General features: G+C 65.6%; 17 protein-coding genes. 6 read left to right on the top strand and 11 right to left on the bottom strand.

Annotated features, from left to right (window positions below; all coding sequences use genetic code 11):
* Window positions 1-23: 23 nt before the first annotated feature.
* From QU595_RS01340 to infC, 8 genes are all read right to left on the bottom strand, one after another.
* The gene (locus QU595_RS01340) at window positions 24-614 is read right to left on the bottom strand and encodes a cytochrome b (protein ID WP_315918450.1); all 591 of its coding nucleotides are present in this window, start codon (window positions 612-614) and stop codon (window positions 24-26) included.
* Between the two features lie 119 nt (window positions 615-733).
* Window positions 734-3,139 carry a phenylalanine--tRNA ligase subunit beta gene (gene pheT / locus QU595_RS01335; protein ID WP_315918448.1) on the bottom strand — a complete coding sequence of 802 codons (2,406 nt, stop codon included), beginning with the start codon at window positions 3,137-3,139 and terminating at the stop codon, window positions 734-736.
* Complete coding sequence (locus QU595_RS01330) at window positions 3,136-3,558, bottom strand: GFA family protein (RefSeq protein ID WP_315918446.1); 423 nt, start codon at window positions 3,556-3,558, stop codon at window positions 3,136-3,138. Before QU595_RS01330 ends, pheT begins: the two co-directional genes overlap by 4 nt.
* Window positions 3,555-4,652 carry a phenylalanine--tRNA ligase subunit alpha gene (gene pheS / locus QU595_RS01325; RefSeq protein WP_315918445.1) on the bottom strand — a complete coding sequence of 366 codons (1,098 nt, stop codon included), beginning with the start codon at window positions 4,650-4,652 and terminating at the stop codon, window positions 3,555-3,557. The genes QU595_RS01330 and pheS overlap by 4 nt, the downstream gene beginning before the upstream one ends.
* A 154-nt stretch (window positions 4,653-4,806) precedes the next feature.
* Window positions 4,807-5,208: a 50S ribosomal protein L20 gene (gene rplT / locus QU595_RS01320; RefSeq protein ID WP_315918443.1), complete on the bottom strand. Its 402-nt coding sequence runs from the start codon at window positions 5,206-5,208 to the stop codon at window positions 4,807-4,809.
* 34 nt (window positions 5,209-5,242) lie between these two features.
* The gene (rpmI, locus tag QU595_RS01315) at window positions 5,243-5,446 is read right to left on the bottom strand and encodes a 50S ribosomal protein L35 (RefSeq protein ID WP_315918442.1); all 204 of its coding nucleotides are present in this window, start codon (window positions 5,444-5,446) and stop codon (window positions 5,243-5,245) included.
* Window positions 5,447-5,642: 196 nt separating this feature from the next.
* Window positions 5,643-6,284, bottom strand: coding sequence for an isoprenylcysteine carboxylmethyltransferase family protein (locus QU595_RS01310; protein WP_315918441.1), 642 nt, complete (start codon window positions 6,282-6,284; stop codon window positions 5,643-5,645).
* 143 nt (window positions 6,285-6,427) lie between these two features.
* Window positions 6,428-6,964, bottom strand: coding sequence for a translation initiation factor IF-3 (gene infC, locus QU595_RS01305; RefSeq protein WP_315920640.1), 537 nt, complete (start codon window positions 6,962-6,964; stop codon window positions 6,428-6,430).
* A 212-nt stretch (window positions 6,965-7,176) separates the two neighbouring features.
* Here infC and QU595_RS01300 point away from each other — a divergent pair, with 212 nt between their 5' ends.
* From QU595_RS01300 to murJ, 5 genes are all read left to right on the top strand, one after another.
* On the top strand, window positions 7,177-7,947 hold the full coding sequence (locus tag QU595_RS01300) for an alpha/beta hydrolase (protein ID WP_315918440.1): 771 nt from the start codon (window positions 7,177-7,179) through the stop codon (window positions 7,945-7,947).
* Window positions 7,948-7,951: 4 nt separating this feature from the next.
* On the top strand, window positions 7,952-9,094 hold the full coding sequence (locus QU595_RS01295; RefSeq protein WP_315918439.1) for a benzoate/H(+) symporter BenE family transporter: 1,143 nt from the start codon (window positions 7,952-7,954) through the stop codon (window positions 9,092-9,094).
* A gap of 116 nt (window positions 9,095-9,210) precedes the next feature.
* Entirely contained in the window at window positions 9,211-9,663 is a 453-nt protein-coding gene (locus QU595_RS01290) for a DUF2852 domain-containing protein (protein ID WP_315918437.1), read from the top strand.
* A 96-nt stretch (window positions 9,664-9,759) separates the two neighbouring features.
* Entirely contained in the window at window positions 9,760-10,518 is a 759-nt protein-coding gene (locus tag QU595_RS01285; RefSeq protein WP_315918436.1) for a M48 family metallopeptidase, read from the top strand.
* 147 nt (window positions 10,519-10,665) lie between these two features.
* Window positions 10,666-12,246 (top strand): murein biosynthesis integral membrane protein MurJ, encoded by a 1,581-nt coding sequence (gene murJ / locus QU595_RS01280; protein ID WP_315918434.1) that lies wholly within the window; start codon window positions 10,666-10,668, stop codon window positions 12,244-12,246.
* A 27-nt stretch (window positions 12,247-12,273) separates the two neighbouring features.
* On the opposite strand, the gene QU595_RS01275 is transcribed toward murJ, so the two are convergent.
* The 3 genes from QU595_RS01275 to QU595_RS01265 all read right to left on the bottom strand — a co-directional run bounded on the left by QU595_RS01275 (window position 12,274) and on the right by QU595_RS01265 (window position 13,938).
* Window positions 12,274-12,585, bottom strand: coding sequence for a cupredoxin family copper-binding protein (locus QU595_RS01275; protein WP_315918433.1), 312 nt, complete (start codon window positions 12,583-12,585; stop codon window positions 12,274-12,276).
* Window positions 12,586-12,594: 9 nt separating this feature from the next.
* Window positions 12,595-13,119, bottom strand: coding sequence for a DUF4142 domain-containing protein (locus QU595_RS01270; RefSeq protein WP_315918431.1), 525 nt, complete (start codon window positions 13,117-13,119; stop codon window positions 12,595-12,597).
* Window positions 13,120-13,212: 93 nt separating this feature from the next.
* Window positions 13,213-13,938, bottom strand: coding sequence for an RNA polymerase sigma factor (locus QU595_RS01265; RefSeq protein WP_315918429.1), 726 nt, complete (start codon window positions 13,936-13,938; stop codon window positions 13,213-13,215).
* A gap of 177 nt (window positions 13,939-14,115) precedes the next feature.
* Here QU595_RS01265 and trpS point away from each other — a divergent pair, with 177 nt between their 5' ends.
* Window positions 14,116-15,183, top strand: a complete 1,068-nt coding sequence (trpS, locus tag QU595_RS01260; protein WP_315918428.1) for a tryptophan--tRNA ligase — start codon at window positions 14,116-14,118, stop codon at window positions 15,181-15,183.
* Window positions 15,184-15,240 lie beyond the last annotated feature (57 nt).

Genomic DNA, 15,240 nt, shown 5'->3' with positions numbered 1-15,240 from the left:
AGTGAACGAGCCGGGCAGCGCTTCTATTCCGCGCCGTTTCCATCACAGCGTCGTGAGCGTACGCCGAGGATGCGGGCCAGCACCGCATCGCGCAGCCAGAAATGGTGCCGCAGGGCCGCCGCCATATGCAGCGCCACCAGCGCCATGCCGGCATAGGCGAGCCAGCCATGCGTGACGGACCAGAACCGTTCCGCAGGCTCCGACATGGCGAGCGGCAGGTTCGGCATGACGAACAGGTCGAACGGCACGCTGGGAATCGCCAGCACGGAAACCGAAACCAGCGCCCAACCGGTCAAAGGCACGGCGAGTTGCAGGGCATAGAGCGCGAAATGGACCAGCGGCGCGACCCGGCGTTCCAACGGCGCGACGCTATGGGGCAGTTCGGGCGGCGGATTGCCCAATCGCCAGCCCATGCGCAGCAATACCAGCGCCAGCAGCAGGAACCCGAGGGACTTGTGCAACTGGATCAGTTCGAAGGCCGCGCGCTGGCTCGCAATGCGGGTCATGGCCAGTCCGAGCCCAAACTGGCTGATGAAAAGAACGGCAACAACCCAATGGAACAGGATCGCGGCCCAGCCATATCCTGTCCGGGTGTTTCTGATCGGCAACGACATGGGAGATGAACGACCAAGCCGCCCTCCATCTTCCCTGGCGCCTTCGACGGCCGGTCCCGGCCACGGCGATGTTCAAAAAAAGGGCGCCCGCGGCGCCCTTTTCCAGTTCCGGCCGGCGCCTATCCCCGCAGCACGCCGCCTGTCTGCTTGCCGACATTTTCGACCACGCGCCGGGCAAGCGCCTCGAAATCCTCGTCGGTCAGCGTCTTTTCCAGCGGCTGGATCGACACCTCGATGGCGATCGACTTCTTGCCTTCGCCGAGCGATGCGCCCTCGAACACGTCGAAGACCGAAACGCCGGTGATCAGCCTCTTGTCGGCGGCGAGCGCGGCGCGCGTCAGGGTCCCGGCCTCGACGGCCTTGTCGACGACGAAGGCGAAATCGCGCTTCACCGCCTGGAAGGGCGAAAGCTCCAGCTTCGGCTTGGTGCGGGTCGGCTTGGCCTTGGGCTCGGGAACGGCGTCGAGATAGACCTCGAAGCCGCAGACCGGACCGGCCACGTCGAGCCCCTCAAGCGTCTTGGGATGGAACTCGCCGAAATGGCCGAGCACCACCTTCGGCCCGAGCTTGATCACGCCCGAGCGGCCCGGATGGTACCAGTCCGGCCCGCCGGCTTCGATCTGCAGCCGGTCCACCGGAGCGCCGGCGGCTTCCAGCGCGGCAAGCGCGTCGGCCTTGGCGTCGAACACGCCGACAGAGGGGGCGTTGCCGCTCCAGAACCGGCCGGAACCATCCAGCTTCGCCGTGCCGCGGCGCACGCCGGCAGCGACGCGGCGCTGGGCGTCCGGAACGTCGCCTTCGTAGGTGCCCGAGACCTCGAACAGGGCGACGTCGCCGAAGCCGCGATCTGCATTGCGCTGCGCCGCCGAAAGCAGGCCGGGCAGCAGCGAGGGCCGCATGTCGGACATGTCGGCGGCGATCGGATTGGCGAGCTTCAGCGTGCCGGCCCCGCCGCCGAACAGCGCCGCGTGCTTTGCCGGGATGAACGACCAGGTGACCGCCTCCATCATGCCGCGCACGGCGAGCGCGCGCCGCGCGGCCCGGCTGCGGATCTGCAGAGTGGTGAGGATCTTGCCGTTCACCGCATCGTGACTGGAGAGCGGCTGCGGCGCGATCTCGTCCACGCCGTGGATGCGCATCACCTCCTCGACCAGATCGGCCTTGCCGTCGACGTCCGGGCGCCAGGACGGCACCTCGACAGCGACCACGTCGCCATTGCCGAGCGGCTTGAAGCCGAGGCGCGACAGGATGGACAGGCTTTCGTCCTTCGCCACGTCGAGGCCGGTCAGGCGCTTCACCTCGGATACCGGGAAGGAGACGATCTTCGGCTCATGGCCGGCATAGCCGACGACCTCGGCCTCGGCAGGCTCGCCGCCGCAGAGATCCATCACCATGCGAGTTGCCAGTTCCAGCCCCGGCACCATGAATTCGGGATCGACGCCGCGTTCGAAGCGGTAGCGCGCGTCGGTGATGATGCCGAGCGCACGGCCGGTGCGGGCGACGTTCAGCGGCTCCCACAGCGCGGATTCGATCAGCACATCCGTCGTATTCTCGTCGCAGCCGGAATGCTCGCCGCCCATCACGCCGGCGATCGATTCGACGCCACTGTCGTCGGCGATCACGCACATCTCCGGCGTCAGCTGGTATTCGCGGCCGTCGAGCGCCAGCACCTTCTCGCCGTCCTTGGCGCGGCGCACGACGAGATTGCCGGCAACCTTCTTCGCATCGAACACGTGCAGCGGCCGGCCGCGGTCGAAGGTGACGTAGTTGGTGATGTCGACCAGCGCGTTGATGGGGCGCAGGCCGATGGCGAGCAGCCGCTGCTGCATCCACTTCGGCGAGGGGCCGTTCTTCACGCCGCGCACCAGGCGAAGCGCGAAGCCGGGGCAGAGTTCGGGCGCCTCGATGGTCAGCTTCACCGGCGTCTCGCCCTTGCCTGCGACCGGCTCCACGGGCACGTCCTTCAGCCTGCCGAGGCCGGAGGCTGCGAGGTCGCGCGCAATGCCGTGGATCGAGGTCGCGTCGGGGCGGTTCGGCGTCAGGTTGATTTCGATCACCGGGTCGTCGAGATGGGCGTAGGCCGCGAAAGGCGTGCCGACGGGCGCATCCGCGGGCAGATCGATGATGCCGTTGTGCTCGTCCGACAGTTCCAGTTCGCGCTCCGAGCACATCATGCCATGGCTCTCGACGCCGCGGATCTTGCCGACCGACAGCGTGACGTCGATGCCGGGCACATAGGTGCCGGGCGCGGCGAAGGCGCCGATCAGGCCGGCGCGCGCGTTGGGCGCACCGCAGACGACCTGGACCGGAGCGCCGGTGCCGACATCGACCGACAGCACCTGCAACTTATCGGCGTCGGGATGCTTCTCAGCCGTCAGCACCCTGGCGATGACGAAGGGCTTCAGCGCCGCCTTGTCGTCGACATGCTCGACCTCGAGGCCGATGGCGGTCAGCCGCGCGACGATCTCGTCGAGCGTGGCGTCGGTGTCGAGATGATCCTTGAGCCAGGAAAGGGTGAATTTCATTGGTCGTTTCCGTCTGGTCTGGCGACGCTGCTCTTGAGGTGCCGAGGCAGGTTGTCGGGCATGTGCAGGAAGGGAAGCTGCTCGCGCACATAGGCGTGGTGCGTCGGCTTGAAATAGGCCGGCATGTCCATGACGCCGAGCATGAAATAGATCTGGCCTGCGAGCCGCGCATCGACATAGGCGATGGGCGAGCCGCAATTGCCGCAGAAGGAGCGCTCCACCGGGCCGTTGACGAAGCTTTTCAGCGTCCTGCCTTCCAGCGCCACCTGATCGGCCATGAAGCCGACGAAGGCCGACACCGGCGCGCCGCTCGCCCGCCGGCAATCGCTGCAATGGCAATAGGACACGTGATGCGGCTCGGCCGAGACCTCGAACCGCACCGCGCCGCAACGGCAGCCGCCGGTGTGCAGTGCCGTCACGCGCTCAGGCCTCCGAACAGGGTCGGCATGTCGAGCGAGCGGAAGCCGTAATGCTGGAGCCAGCGCACATCGGCGTCGAAGAAGGCGCGCAGGTCCGGCATGCCGTATTTCAGCATGGCGATGCGGTCGATGCCCATGCCCCAGGCGAAGCCCTGATATTCGTCTGGGTCGAGCCCGCCGGCGCGCAGCACGTTGGGGTGCACCATGCCGCAGCCGAGGATCTCCATCCAGTCGCTGCCCTCGCCGAAGCGCACCTCGCCCGGCCGCGAGCGGTCGCACTGGATGTCGACCTCCAGGCTCGGCTCCGTGAACGGGAAGAACGACGGGCGAAAACGCATCTTGACCGACGGCACCTCGAAGAAGGCCTTGCAGAACTCCTCCAGCACCCACTTCATGTTGGCGACGTTGGCCGATCTGTCGACGACCAGCCCCTCGACCTGATGGAACATCGGCGAGTGGGTGGCGTCCGAATCCTGCCGATAGGTCTTGCCGGGTATGACGATGCGGATCGGCGGCTTCTGCGTCTCCATGGTGCGGATCTGCACCGGCGAGGTGTGCGTGCGCAGCACCTTGCGCTCGCCCTTCTCGTCCGGCTGGAAGAAGAAAGTGTCGTGCATCTCGCGCGCCGGATGGCCTTCGGGGAAGTTCAGCGCGGTGAAATTGTAATAGTCGGTCTCGATGTCCGGCCCTTCGGCGATCGCGAAGCCGAGATCGCCGAAGATGGCGGCGATCTCGTCGATGACCTGGCTGATGGGGTGGATGCGGCCGCGCTCGGCCGGCGACTGGCGCACGGGCAGCGTCACGTCCACCTTCTCGGCGGCGAGGCGCGCGGCGATCGCCACATCCTTCAGCTCGGTCTTGCGCGCAGCCAGCGCCTCGGTGATGCGGGTCTTCAGCCCGTTGATGACCGGGCCCTTCGCCTGACGCTCTTCCGGCGTCATCGAACCCAGCGTCTTCAACAGTTCGGAGATCGACCCCTTTTTGCCGAGGGCGGCGACGCGCACGGCCTCGATGGCCAGTTCGTCCGCGGCCGCCGCGATATCGGCGAGCAGCGAGCTTTCAAGAGCTTCAAGATTTCCAGCGGCGACGTTCACGGCGAAACTCTTTCGATGCAAAGACTTCAAGTTCCAGGTTGAAACTCACTTTAGAAGTGATTTTCGGCTCGTTGTTTCAAAGAAAAACCCGCGCCAGCCCAGCCGGCGCGGGTTTCCCAAATCAGAAACGAAAAGCTTGGGAAGCGCGGCGGCCTTAGGCGACGGCGCTCTCAAAAGCGTTCGGCGTGGTGTCCTTCAGGTATTCCAGCGCGACCTTGGCCTTGGCCACCAGCGCGGCGAAGGCCTGCGGCTCGTGGATGGCCATGTCGGACAGGACCTTGCGGTCGATCTCGATGCCGGCCTTGTTGAGGCCGTCGATGAGGCGGCCATAGGTCAGGCCATGCTCGCGCGCGGCGGCGTTGATGCGCTGGATCCACAGGGCGCGGAAGTTGCGCTTGCGGTTCTTGCGGTCGCGATAGGCGTACTGGAGCGAACGCTCCACGGCCTGCTTGGCGATGCGGATGGTGTTCTTGCGGCGGCCGTAGAAGCCCTTGGCGGCTTTCAGGACCTTCTTGTGCTTGGCGTGGGCGGTAACGCCTCTCTTTACGCGTGCCATGTCATGATCTCCTTAAAACGGTGCGCGACCCGGCTCAGAGGCCGTTGGGCAGAAAATTCTTGATGACCTTCTTGGCGTCCGGCTCGGCGAGAGCCATGGTGCCGCGGGCATCGCGAATGAACTTGTTCGTGCGCTTGATCATGCCGTGGCGCTTGCCGGCGGCCTGCGCCAGCACCTTGCCGGTGGCGGTTACCTTGAACCGCTTCTTGGCGGCCGATTTGGTCTTCATCTTGGGCATTTTGCTTACTCCTTGTCGGGACCCGGAAGCCCCTGTTGATTGTCTCCAGGCCGACCAAAGCCCGGAAAGCAAATGAAACCGCCACGGCATGCCCTGCCGGGCGGTTTTTGGGAACGCGGCCCTATACTGCAAAGCAGGCCTGCGCGCAACTCCCGTTGCTCTTTTAGCGCCCTTCCCCGTTCAGGCCTTCCCTTTTTCAGGGAAGACGGAAGAGAACCGGCAAGGCGCCGGACTTCTGAGCGCCGTCAATCATCTCGAACGCCGGAAGCGCTACGAGGAAGACAAGCCCGTCGAGAAGCGTGTTCAAGAGCAGCCGCGGCTTGAACGAGCCGGTGTCGCCCTCCTGATAGAGCGAAAGATTGGGAAAGAAGCGCGGCACCCTGGCCAGATAGGCGAGATAGGGCGCGCCGAGTTCCTCCTTGAGGAAGCGCTCCTCGCGCAGGATGACGACATGGAAGGCACCCGCGCACAGGACCGCCAATCCGATGGTGGCCAGGATCGATCCGACCTGCGCGCCGACGCCGGCCGCCGCCAGCGTGGAAAACAGGTAAAGCGGGTTGCGCGTGATCGAATAGGGCCCGCCGGTGACGACCTCGGCCGACTTGCGCCCGCCGATATAGAGCGTCGACCACAGGCGCCCGACGATGCCCAGGAAGATCAGCAGGATGCCGACCATCTCGAGGGTCTCGTGGATGATGCTGTCCGGCGGGAAGATCGACTGCCCGAACAGAAGCGCCACGAACAGCATGACCACGATGATGGCCAGCACCAGGCGGCGCATGCGCTGATATGCATGAAGGCCAGCGCCGACCTTACCGCCCACGGTTTCGCTGTTCATGTCGGGTCCGATTACATGGAGATACAGGGTGCATTCGAGCAATCATGGCCGTGAGGCGGAAACAAGGCGCCCCGCCACGCGCGCGGCGGGGTCTCGCTTTCGTGATCGTCTCCACTACACGGCTTCGCGGCGCGCCACGGCGATCAGCGCGGCGCCAGCACCATCATCATCTGGCGGCCTTCGAGCTTGGGCTCGGCCTCCACCTTGGCGATGGTGGCGGTTTCCTCACGCACCTTGTTGAGGAGCTGCATGCCCAGTTCCATATGCGCCATCTCGCGGCCACGGAAACGCAGGGTGAGCTTGACCTTGTCGCCCTCCTCGAAGAAGCGGCGCACGGCGCGCATCTTCACGTCGTAGTCGTGGTCGTCGATGTTCGGGCGCATCTTGATCTCCTTGATCTCGATGACCTTCTGGTTCCTGCGCGCTTCCGCCGCCTTCTTCTGGTTCGCGTATTTCAGCTTGCCGAGGTCGAGGATCTTCACGACCGGCGGATTGGCGTTGGGGGAAATCTCCACGAGATCGAGGCCCGCCTCCTCGGCGGCCAGCAATGCGTCGTTGATGGAAACATCGCCGCGGTTCTGGCCGTCGGCGTCGATGAGCTGGACCCGGGGAACCCGGATGTCTCGGTTTGAGCGCGGGCCGTCCTTGGTTGGCGCCGCTGCCTTGAAAGGTCTGCGAATGGTCGTGGTCTCCTCGAGCCGTTTACCTTCAGGATTCTGCTTTAATCAATGCCTGAACGCGCAATGTGGTGAGCGCGCGGGCGGAGTCAATAGCACAGCGACGACGGAAAATCACCAGTGCATACGGGCATCACTGCACCAAAAAGAATGGCACAGAACGGCCTTTGCTCCTCGTGGCGGGCATGCCACAAGACGCTACCAAGGAGCGAGCCATGGCGACCAACGATCCGGAATTCCTCGATGTCGAAGGCACCCGCATCGCCTTCCGGCGCCAGGCGGGCGCGAAGCCGGGCGTGGTGTGGCTCGGCGGCTACAAGTCCGACATGCTCGGCACCAAGGCCGAGACCCTGGCCGCCTGGGCCGCGCGCGAGGACCGGGCCTTCCTGCGCCACGACTATTCCGGGCACGGCGAGTCGGGGGGCGATTTCGCCGACGGCACGATCTCGAAATGGCTGGCACAGAGCCTCGCCGTGTTCCGGCACGCAACGCAGGGCAGGCAGATACTGGTCGGCTCGTCGATGGGAGCGTGGATCGCGCTGCGCATGGTGCAGGAACTGCGCAAGGCCGGGGAAGACCGCATCGCGGGACTGGTGCTTCTGGCGCCGGCACCCGACTTCACCGCCGAACTGGTGGAGCCGGCCCTCACGGAGGCGCAGAAGCGCGACCTGGCGGCAAAGGGCTATTTCGAGGAGCCGTCCGACTATTCCGACCAGCCCTATATCTATACGCGCGCGCTGATCGAGGACGGCCGCGCCAATCTGGTGATGAGCGGGCCGATCGACACGCACTGCCCGGTCCACATCCTGCAGGGGCTTGCCGATCCGGACGTGCCGCCGGCGCATGCGCTGAAGCTCACCAGCCTTTTGCCCGCCGACGACGTGACGCTGTCGCTGATCCCCGGCGGCGACCACCGGCTGTCGCGTCCGCAGGATCTCGAGATGCTGACGGATGCGGTCGGCGCCATTGCCGCGCGGGCGGGCTGAGGCGGTGCGCCTTTCCATCCCCGTTTCAGCCTTCGTCGCGGCGATCGTCGGCTTCGGCGGCACGCTGGCCATCATCATCGCCGCCGCGGCGGCGGTCGGGGCCACGCAGGTCCAGACCGCGAGCTGGGTCACCGCCATCTGTCTGGCCATGGCGGTCGAGAGCCTGTGGCTGTCCTGGCGCACGAAAATGCCGATCATCACCGCCTGGTCCACGCCGGGCGCGGCGCTTATCGCGGCCTCCAGCGGCTTCACCATGGCCGAGGCGGTCGGCGCGTTCCTGGTCACGGCGGTGCTTTTGATCGCCACCGGCATGCTCAAGCCGCTGACGCGGCTGATCGCGAAGATACCCGCCTCCGTGGCGTCGGGCATGCTCGCCGGCATCGTCGTCACCTTCGCCGTCAACGCGGTCAAGACGATCCCGGCGGACCCGTGGCTGATCCTGCCGCTGATCGCCGCCTTCTTCGTCATCCGCCTGTTCAATCCGGCGCTCTCGGTGCTGGCCGTGCTGGTGGGCGGCGGGCTGGCGGCCTTCCTCACCGGCCGCGTCGGCGGACTGCCCGCGCCCGAGCTTTCGACCCTGACGCTGACCTTGCCCGAATTCACCGCCTCGGCCATCATTGGGCTGGCGCTGCCGCTCTACCTGGTCACCATGGCCTCGCAGAACCTTTCGGGCCTCGCCGTGCTGAGGGCCTCGGGCTACAACCCCGAGCCCGGACCGCTGATCGGCGTGACCGGCTTCTTCTCGCTGCTTTCGGCGCCCTTCGGCGCCTCGACCACCAATCTCGCCGCGATCTCGGCCGCCATCTGCACCGGACCGGACGTGCATCCCGATCCGGCCGAGCGCTGGAAGACCGGGCCGTTCTACGCGCTGGCCTATCTCGTCTTCGCCGTTTTCGGCGCCTCGCTGGTGGCGATCTTCGCCGTGCTGCCGCAGAGCCTGATCGTGCTGGTGGCCGGGCTGGCGCTGACGGCGCCGCTCGCCAATGCGCTCTCCATCGCGCTGAAGAACGAGGCCGAGCGCATGGCCGCGACGGTGACATTCGCCGTCACCGCCTCGGGCCTCACCTTGTTCGGCGTCGGCTCAGCCTTCTGGGGACTGGTGGCCGGACTTCTGGTGGTCGGTCTCGATCACATGAAAAAGAGATAGGCGCTTCAAGCCCTTGTCCGGTTTCGGCCGAAACCGTCTTGAATTGCCGTTTTCGCCTTCCCATGTCGATTTCACGCAGTCGCAACCGGCTGCTGCAACGGAAGGAACAGGAGAAAATGAACACTTCTGCATTGATCCGTCCGGCTTGGACGCCGGCGACCATTGCGTTGATGGTGATCGGCTTCATGGTGTTCTGGCCGCTCGGACTGGCAATGCTGGCCTACATCATCTGGGGCGACCGGCTTGACGGCTTCAAGCGGGACGTGAACCGGGCGACGGACGGCATCTTCGCCGGCTGCCGCCGCAACGCCGACAAGGCGCAGCGCTGGGGCCGCGGCCCGGGACGCACCGGCAACGTCGCCTTTGACGACTGGCGCGAGAAGGAACTCGAACGTCTCGCCGAAGAGCGCCGCAAGCTGGACGAGATGCTCGGCGAGTTCGACGAGTATGCCCGCGAACTGCGCCGCGCCAAGGACCAGGAAGAGTTCGATCGCTTCATGGCGAACCGTAACAAGCATACGGCCCCCGCCAAGCCGAACGACGACGGGTCCAAGACCATCGACAACTGAGTTGTCCCGTAACCGCTGATATGGCGGCGTCGCGTCCAGCGGCGCCGTTTCTTTTTTGTTCTTTTCCAATCCGGCGAATCGCATATCGTCCCGCGCATGTCATTCGGCTTCTTCCGCGCATTGACCCAGCCGCGCCCCGCCCCCGTCGAGGAACGGGAGCATGTCGTCGCCGGCCGCACCCTGCCGCTCCGGATCGTCGAGAACGAACGGGCGAGGCGGCTGACGCTGCGGATCGACGCCGGCGGCCAGGGCCTGCGCATCACCGTGCCGCCCGGCCTCAGGCGCGGCGAGGTGGAGCGGTTCCTCGACCGGCACCAGGGCTGGCTGGAGCAGCGCCTGGCGAAAGTGCCCGACCGGCCGCAAGTACGACCGGGCATCAGCATCCCCATACGCGGCGTGCCTCACCTGGTCGTGCACGAGCCGGGCAAACGCGGGACCGTGGCGCTTTCGCAGGACGAGAGCGGACCGCTTCTGATCGTCCATGGCGATCGGCTGCACCTGCCGCGCCGGGTCGCCGACTTCCTGAAGCGCGAGGCCAAGCGCGAGATCGAAGCCCTGGTGGTGCGCCATACGGAAAAGGTCGGGCGCAAGGCAAAGGCGATCCGCTATCGCGACACGACCAGCCGCTGGGGGTCGTGCACCTCCGACGGCAATCTCTCCTTTTCCTGGCGCATCATGATGGCGCCCCGGCCGGTGATAAACTACCTGGTGGCGCATGAGGTGGCGCATCTGAGGGAAATGAACCACGGGCCGAAGTTCTGGAAGCTGTGCAAGGAACTCTGCCCCGACACCGACCGCTGCAAGGACTGGCTGAAGCGCAACGGTTCGGCCCTGCAGGCGATCCGCTTCGAATAGCGCCGCCGAGACCGCGAAGCGCGTTTCGCGGGACGCAGCCCGAAAAAGCCGGGTTGCCATTCCGCCAATGCGGTGACATCAGAATGCCGCCGCAAATCGCCTTTATGCGCCGGCGCACCGACAGACCGTGGCGGGAGAACGCTCCACTTGAGCCTGGTAAAGAAATTCGCCACCGTGGCTTCCGGCACGCTGATGAGCCGCATTCTCGGCTTCACGCGCGAGATGTTCATGGCGGCCGCGCTCGGCACCGGCCCGATCGCCGACGCCTTCAACGCCGCCTTCCAGTTTCCCAACACCTTCCGCCGCCTGTTCGCCGAGGGCGCCTTCAACGCCGCCTTCGTGCCGCTGTTTTCCAAGGAGATCGAGGCCAACGGCACGGACGGCGCCAAGCGCTTTTCAGAGGAAGTGTTCGGCGTGCTGTTCACCACGCTCCTGGCGCTCACCATAGCCATGGAATTGGCGATGCCGCTGATCGTGCGCTACGCGGTGGCGCCGGGCTTCGCCGACACGCCGGGCAAGTTCGAAATGACGGTGCGGCTCGCCACCATCATGTTCCCCTATCTCATCTGCATGTCGCTGGGGGCGATGATGGCCGGCATGCTGAATTCGCTGCGCCGCTATTTCGCGGCCGCCATCGCGCCCGTCTTCCTCAACATCATCCTCATCGGCGTGCTGGCCTATGCCTGGTACACGCATCAGGACGCGCATTATGTCGGCTATGGCCTGGCATGGGGCGTGCTGGCGGCCGGCATCGTCCAGCTCGCGATCGTGTGGATCGCGGTGCGCCATGCCGGCATCAGGATCGGCTTCCGGCGGCCGCACATGACACCAGCCGTGAAGCGGCTGCTGATCCTGGCGCTACCGGCAGCGATCACCGGCGGCATCACCCAGATCAACCAGCTGATCGGCACGGCCATCGCCTCGGGCCAGAACAGCGCCGTGTCGTCGCTGGCCTATGCCGACCGCGTCTACCAGCTGCCGCTCGGCGTCGTCGGCGTGGCGGTGGCCATCGTGCTTTTGCCCGAACTGTCGCGGGCGCTGAAATCCGGCAACATGGTCGAGGCGGCGCATCTGCAGAACCGCTCGGTCGAGTTCACGCTGTTCATGACGCTGCCGGCCGCGGCCGCGCTGCTGACCATATCGGAGCCGATCGTGCGGCTGCTCTATGAGCGCGGCGCCTTCGCAGCCAACAATTCGACGCCGACGGTCGCCGCGATCCTGGCCATATTCGGCATTGGCCTGCCGGCCTTCGTGCTGATCAAGGCCTTCACCCCGGGCTATTTCGCCCGCGAGGACACGAAGACGCCGATGATCTTCGCCGCCATCTCCGTGGTGGTGAATGTCGCCACCGCACTGACGCTGTTTCCCTCGATGGGCGCACCGGGCATCGCCGTGGCCTCTGCGGTGGCCGGCTGGGTCAACGCCCTGATGCTGCTCGGCGTCCTGATCCGGCGCGGCCATTGGGGCCGCGACATGCCGCTGATGAAGCGCATCCCGCGCCTGGTCCTGTCGTCGGTCCTGATGGGCGCCTTCCTGCATTTCGGCGCGATCTGGTGCGGGCCGTGGCTGGCCTCGTCGGCGCATCTCCTGACGAAGGCGGCAGCGCTCGGCGCGCTTTCGGGCTGCGGCGCGGTCTTTTATTTCGCGCTGGCCTTTGCGACCGGCGGCGCCGATCTCGGCATGATGCGAAGGAACATGCGGCGCGGCCCCGCCGGAAGCAAAGCCTGATCGCTTCCGGGGGAACCGCGCCGGTGCCTATGGCCCGACCGTGATCCGGCCCTTCATGTTGGGGTGGAACCGGCAGATATAGTCGATGGTCCCGGCCTTCTCGAGCGTGTGACTGCCCGACTTGCCGACGGGAAGCATCACTTCCCAGCCGTTCGTGACGGTTGCGGTGTGGGCGAACTTGTCCTTGTTCACCCACTGGATCGTGTCGCCGACCTTGGCGCTCACCTCGGCCGGCGAGAATGCGAGGTTCTGGACCGTGACCGTCACGGTCTCGGCCGAAGCCGGCGCGATGCCGAGGAGGAATGCCAAAGCCATCGAAAGATGGCGCGCCGCAGACATGACGCCGCCCTACTTCAGCATGGAAGCGACATGTTCCGCATGCTGCTCATGGCCCTGGAAGATCTTCAGCCCGGTTTCGAGCAGGGACTTGAGATCGGGATTCGAGGCGGAGGGGATGAGCACCGTTTGCAGCGCGCCGTTCACCTGCTTGTGGTAGGCGACCTCATTGTCGATATAGGCCTTGTCGAAGGCGGCACCCTTCAACTTGGTCAGCTTGGCGCGCTCGCCGTCCGCCGCCTTGGTCAGGTCCTTGGAGGTGGCGTTGTCCTCGGGCTTGACCTTCAGCTTCTTGAGCAGGGCAAGCGCCTGCTTGTTGACCTCCTCATGGTCGCGCAGCATGTCCTTGGCGAACGCCACGACCTCCTTGTTCTTCGACTTCTTGACGGCAAGGTTCGCCGCCTTGATGTCGATCTCGCCGGCGGTATAGGCGATGTGGGCTATCTGCGGGTCGGTCGGCTTGTCCGCCGCCATCGCGGTGCCGGAAACGCCGATCAGGAAAAGGGCGGCCAGGGCCGCATGCAGTTTCTTCGACATGAAAGTCTCCCAAGAAAGGACAGCGGAAATACCGCTCCAACAATCATTGGATGACGCCCGCGGCAAAACGTTCCCGCCCACGGACAAAGATGGTCAGGCCCCTTCGCCGTCATCGCCGGGTTTGCAGCGGCCCTCCCGTTCGAGCTGCGTGAGGACGGCGCCGGTCAGCCGTTCGCAGCGCCGCCCGGCGAAAGGAAAGGCCGTCATCAGCACCGGGCCGATCCGCTCGTCGAGGCGCGCGCGCAGCAATTGGCGCGCGCGGTAGAGGCGGGTCTTGACGGTTTCGGGCTTGATCCCGAGCAGTTCCGCCGTCTCCTCGATGCTCAGGCCTTCGATGGCGCGGGCCACGAGCACCAGCCGGAACTCCTCGGGCAGAAGATCGGTCGTCTCTTCGACGAGCTTGAGGATTTGTCGCTGTGCCATCTCGCGTTCCGGATCCTCCCGTGCCGTATTGCCGGGAAAACGAATGATCTTTGCCTTGTGCACCTCGTCGTCGATGGAAGGACTGTCCCTGCGCCGCTTCTTGCGCAGGCTGCCCAGCGCCTCGTTGATGACGATGCGGGACAGCCAGGTGGACAGGGCGGACTCGCCGCGGAAGGTCGCCAATTTCGCGAAGGCGCGCAGATAGGCTTCCTGCACCACATCCTCGGCCTCGCTTTCCGACCTCACGATCGAGCGCGCGAGCCGATAGAGGCGCTGATTGTAGCGCGCCATGATGGCGCGAAACGCCTCCTTGTCCCGCGCCAACGCGCGCTGCACGAGGGACATCTCGTCCTCATATACCGTCTGGTCTGTCAAATGTTGCTTGCGCGGCGGCATGGCACCTCTCCGTTCCAGACTTTGATGCCCGCTCGGGCGAAAGGTTCCCATGCTGGTCTGAACGGCGAAAAAGTGCCGCATCATACTCCTTGCCTGTCGACCCGCCATCGTTCATAAGCGCGCGTCCGAACTTTCGCCGCGCGCGAAACGGCCCTCCACAAGCCAAGGAAACACGCCATGTCCGCCTTCAAGCCCCTCGTCTTCTCCGGCGTCCAGCCGACCGGCAACCTGCATCTCGGCAACTATCTCGGCGCGATCCGGAAATTCGTCGCCCTGCAGGAAACCTCCGACTGCATCTACTGCGTCGTCGACCTGCATTCGCTGACCGCACAGCTCGTCCACGACGACCTCAAGGACCAGACGCGCCAGATCACCGCCGCCTTCCTCGCCGCCGGCATAGATCCGAAGAAGCACATCGTCTTCAACCAGAGCCGGGTGATGCAGCACGCCGAACTTGCCTGGATCTTCAACTGCGTGGCGCGCATCGGCTGGATGAACCGCATGACGCAGTTCAAGGACAAGGCCGGCAAGGACCGCGAGAACGCCTCGCTCGGCCTGCTCGCCTATCCGAGCCTGATGGCCGCCGACATCCTGGTCTACCGCGCCACCCACGTGCCGGTGGGCGACGACCAGAAGCAGCATCTGGAGCTGACCCGCGACATCGCCCAGAAGTTCAACAACGACTTCTCGCATCGCATCGCCGAGCTTGGCCTTGGCGTGGAGATGAAGGTCGGCGACGAGACCGTGCAAGGCTTCTTCCCCATCACCGAACCGGTGATCGGCGGGCCGGCGGCGCGCATCATGAGCCTGCGCGACGGCTCCAAGAAGATGTCGAAGTCCGATCCGTCCGACCTGTCGCGCATCAACCTGACCGATGACGCCGACGCCATCTCCAAGAAGATCAAGAAGGCAAAGACCGATCCGGAGGCATTGCCCAGCGAGGTTGCCGGCCTTGCCGGCCGCCCCGAGGCCGAGAACCTCGTCGGCATCTATGCCGGCCTTGCCGAGACCTCCAAGGAGGCGGTTCTGAAGGAGTTCGGCGGGCAGCAGTTCTCGGTGTTCAAGCCGGCGCTGGCCGACCTGGCCGTGGAGAAGCTCGCGCCGGTGGCCTCGGAGATGCGCCGCATCCTCGCCGACCGCGCCTATGTCGACGCCGTGCTGAAGGACGGCGGCGAGCGGGCCGGGCGGCAGGCCGAGGCGACGATGAGATCGGTCCGCGACATCATCGGACTGTTGCAGGACTGACCGCCCAATCTTGCCGCCCGGTCGTTTCGTCGTGCTTGCGGGCGAAACGCGCGGGTG

It is taken from the genome of Mesorhizobium sp. SP-1A (genome assembly GCF_032460275.1).
Lineage (GTDB): Bacteria > Pseudomonadota > Alphaproteobacteria > Rhizobiales > Rhizobiaceae > Mesorhizobium.
The sequence above is the reverse complement of the archived record's forward strand: the minus strand, read 5'-3'. Positions and strand labels throughout refer to the sequence as shown.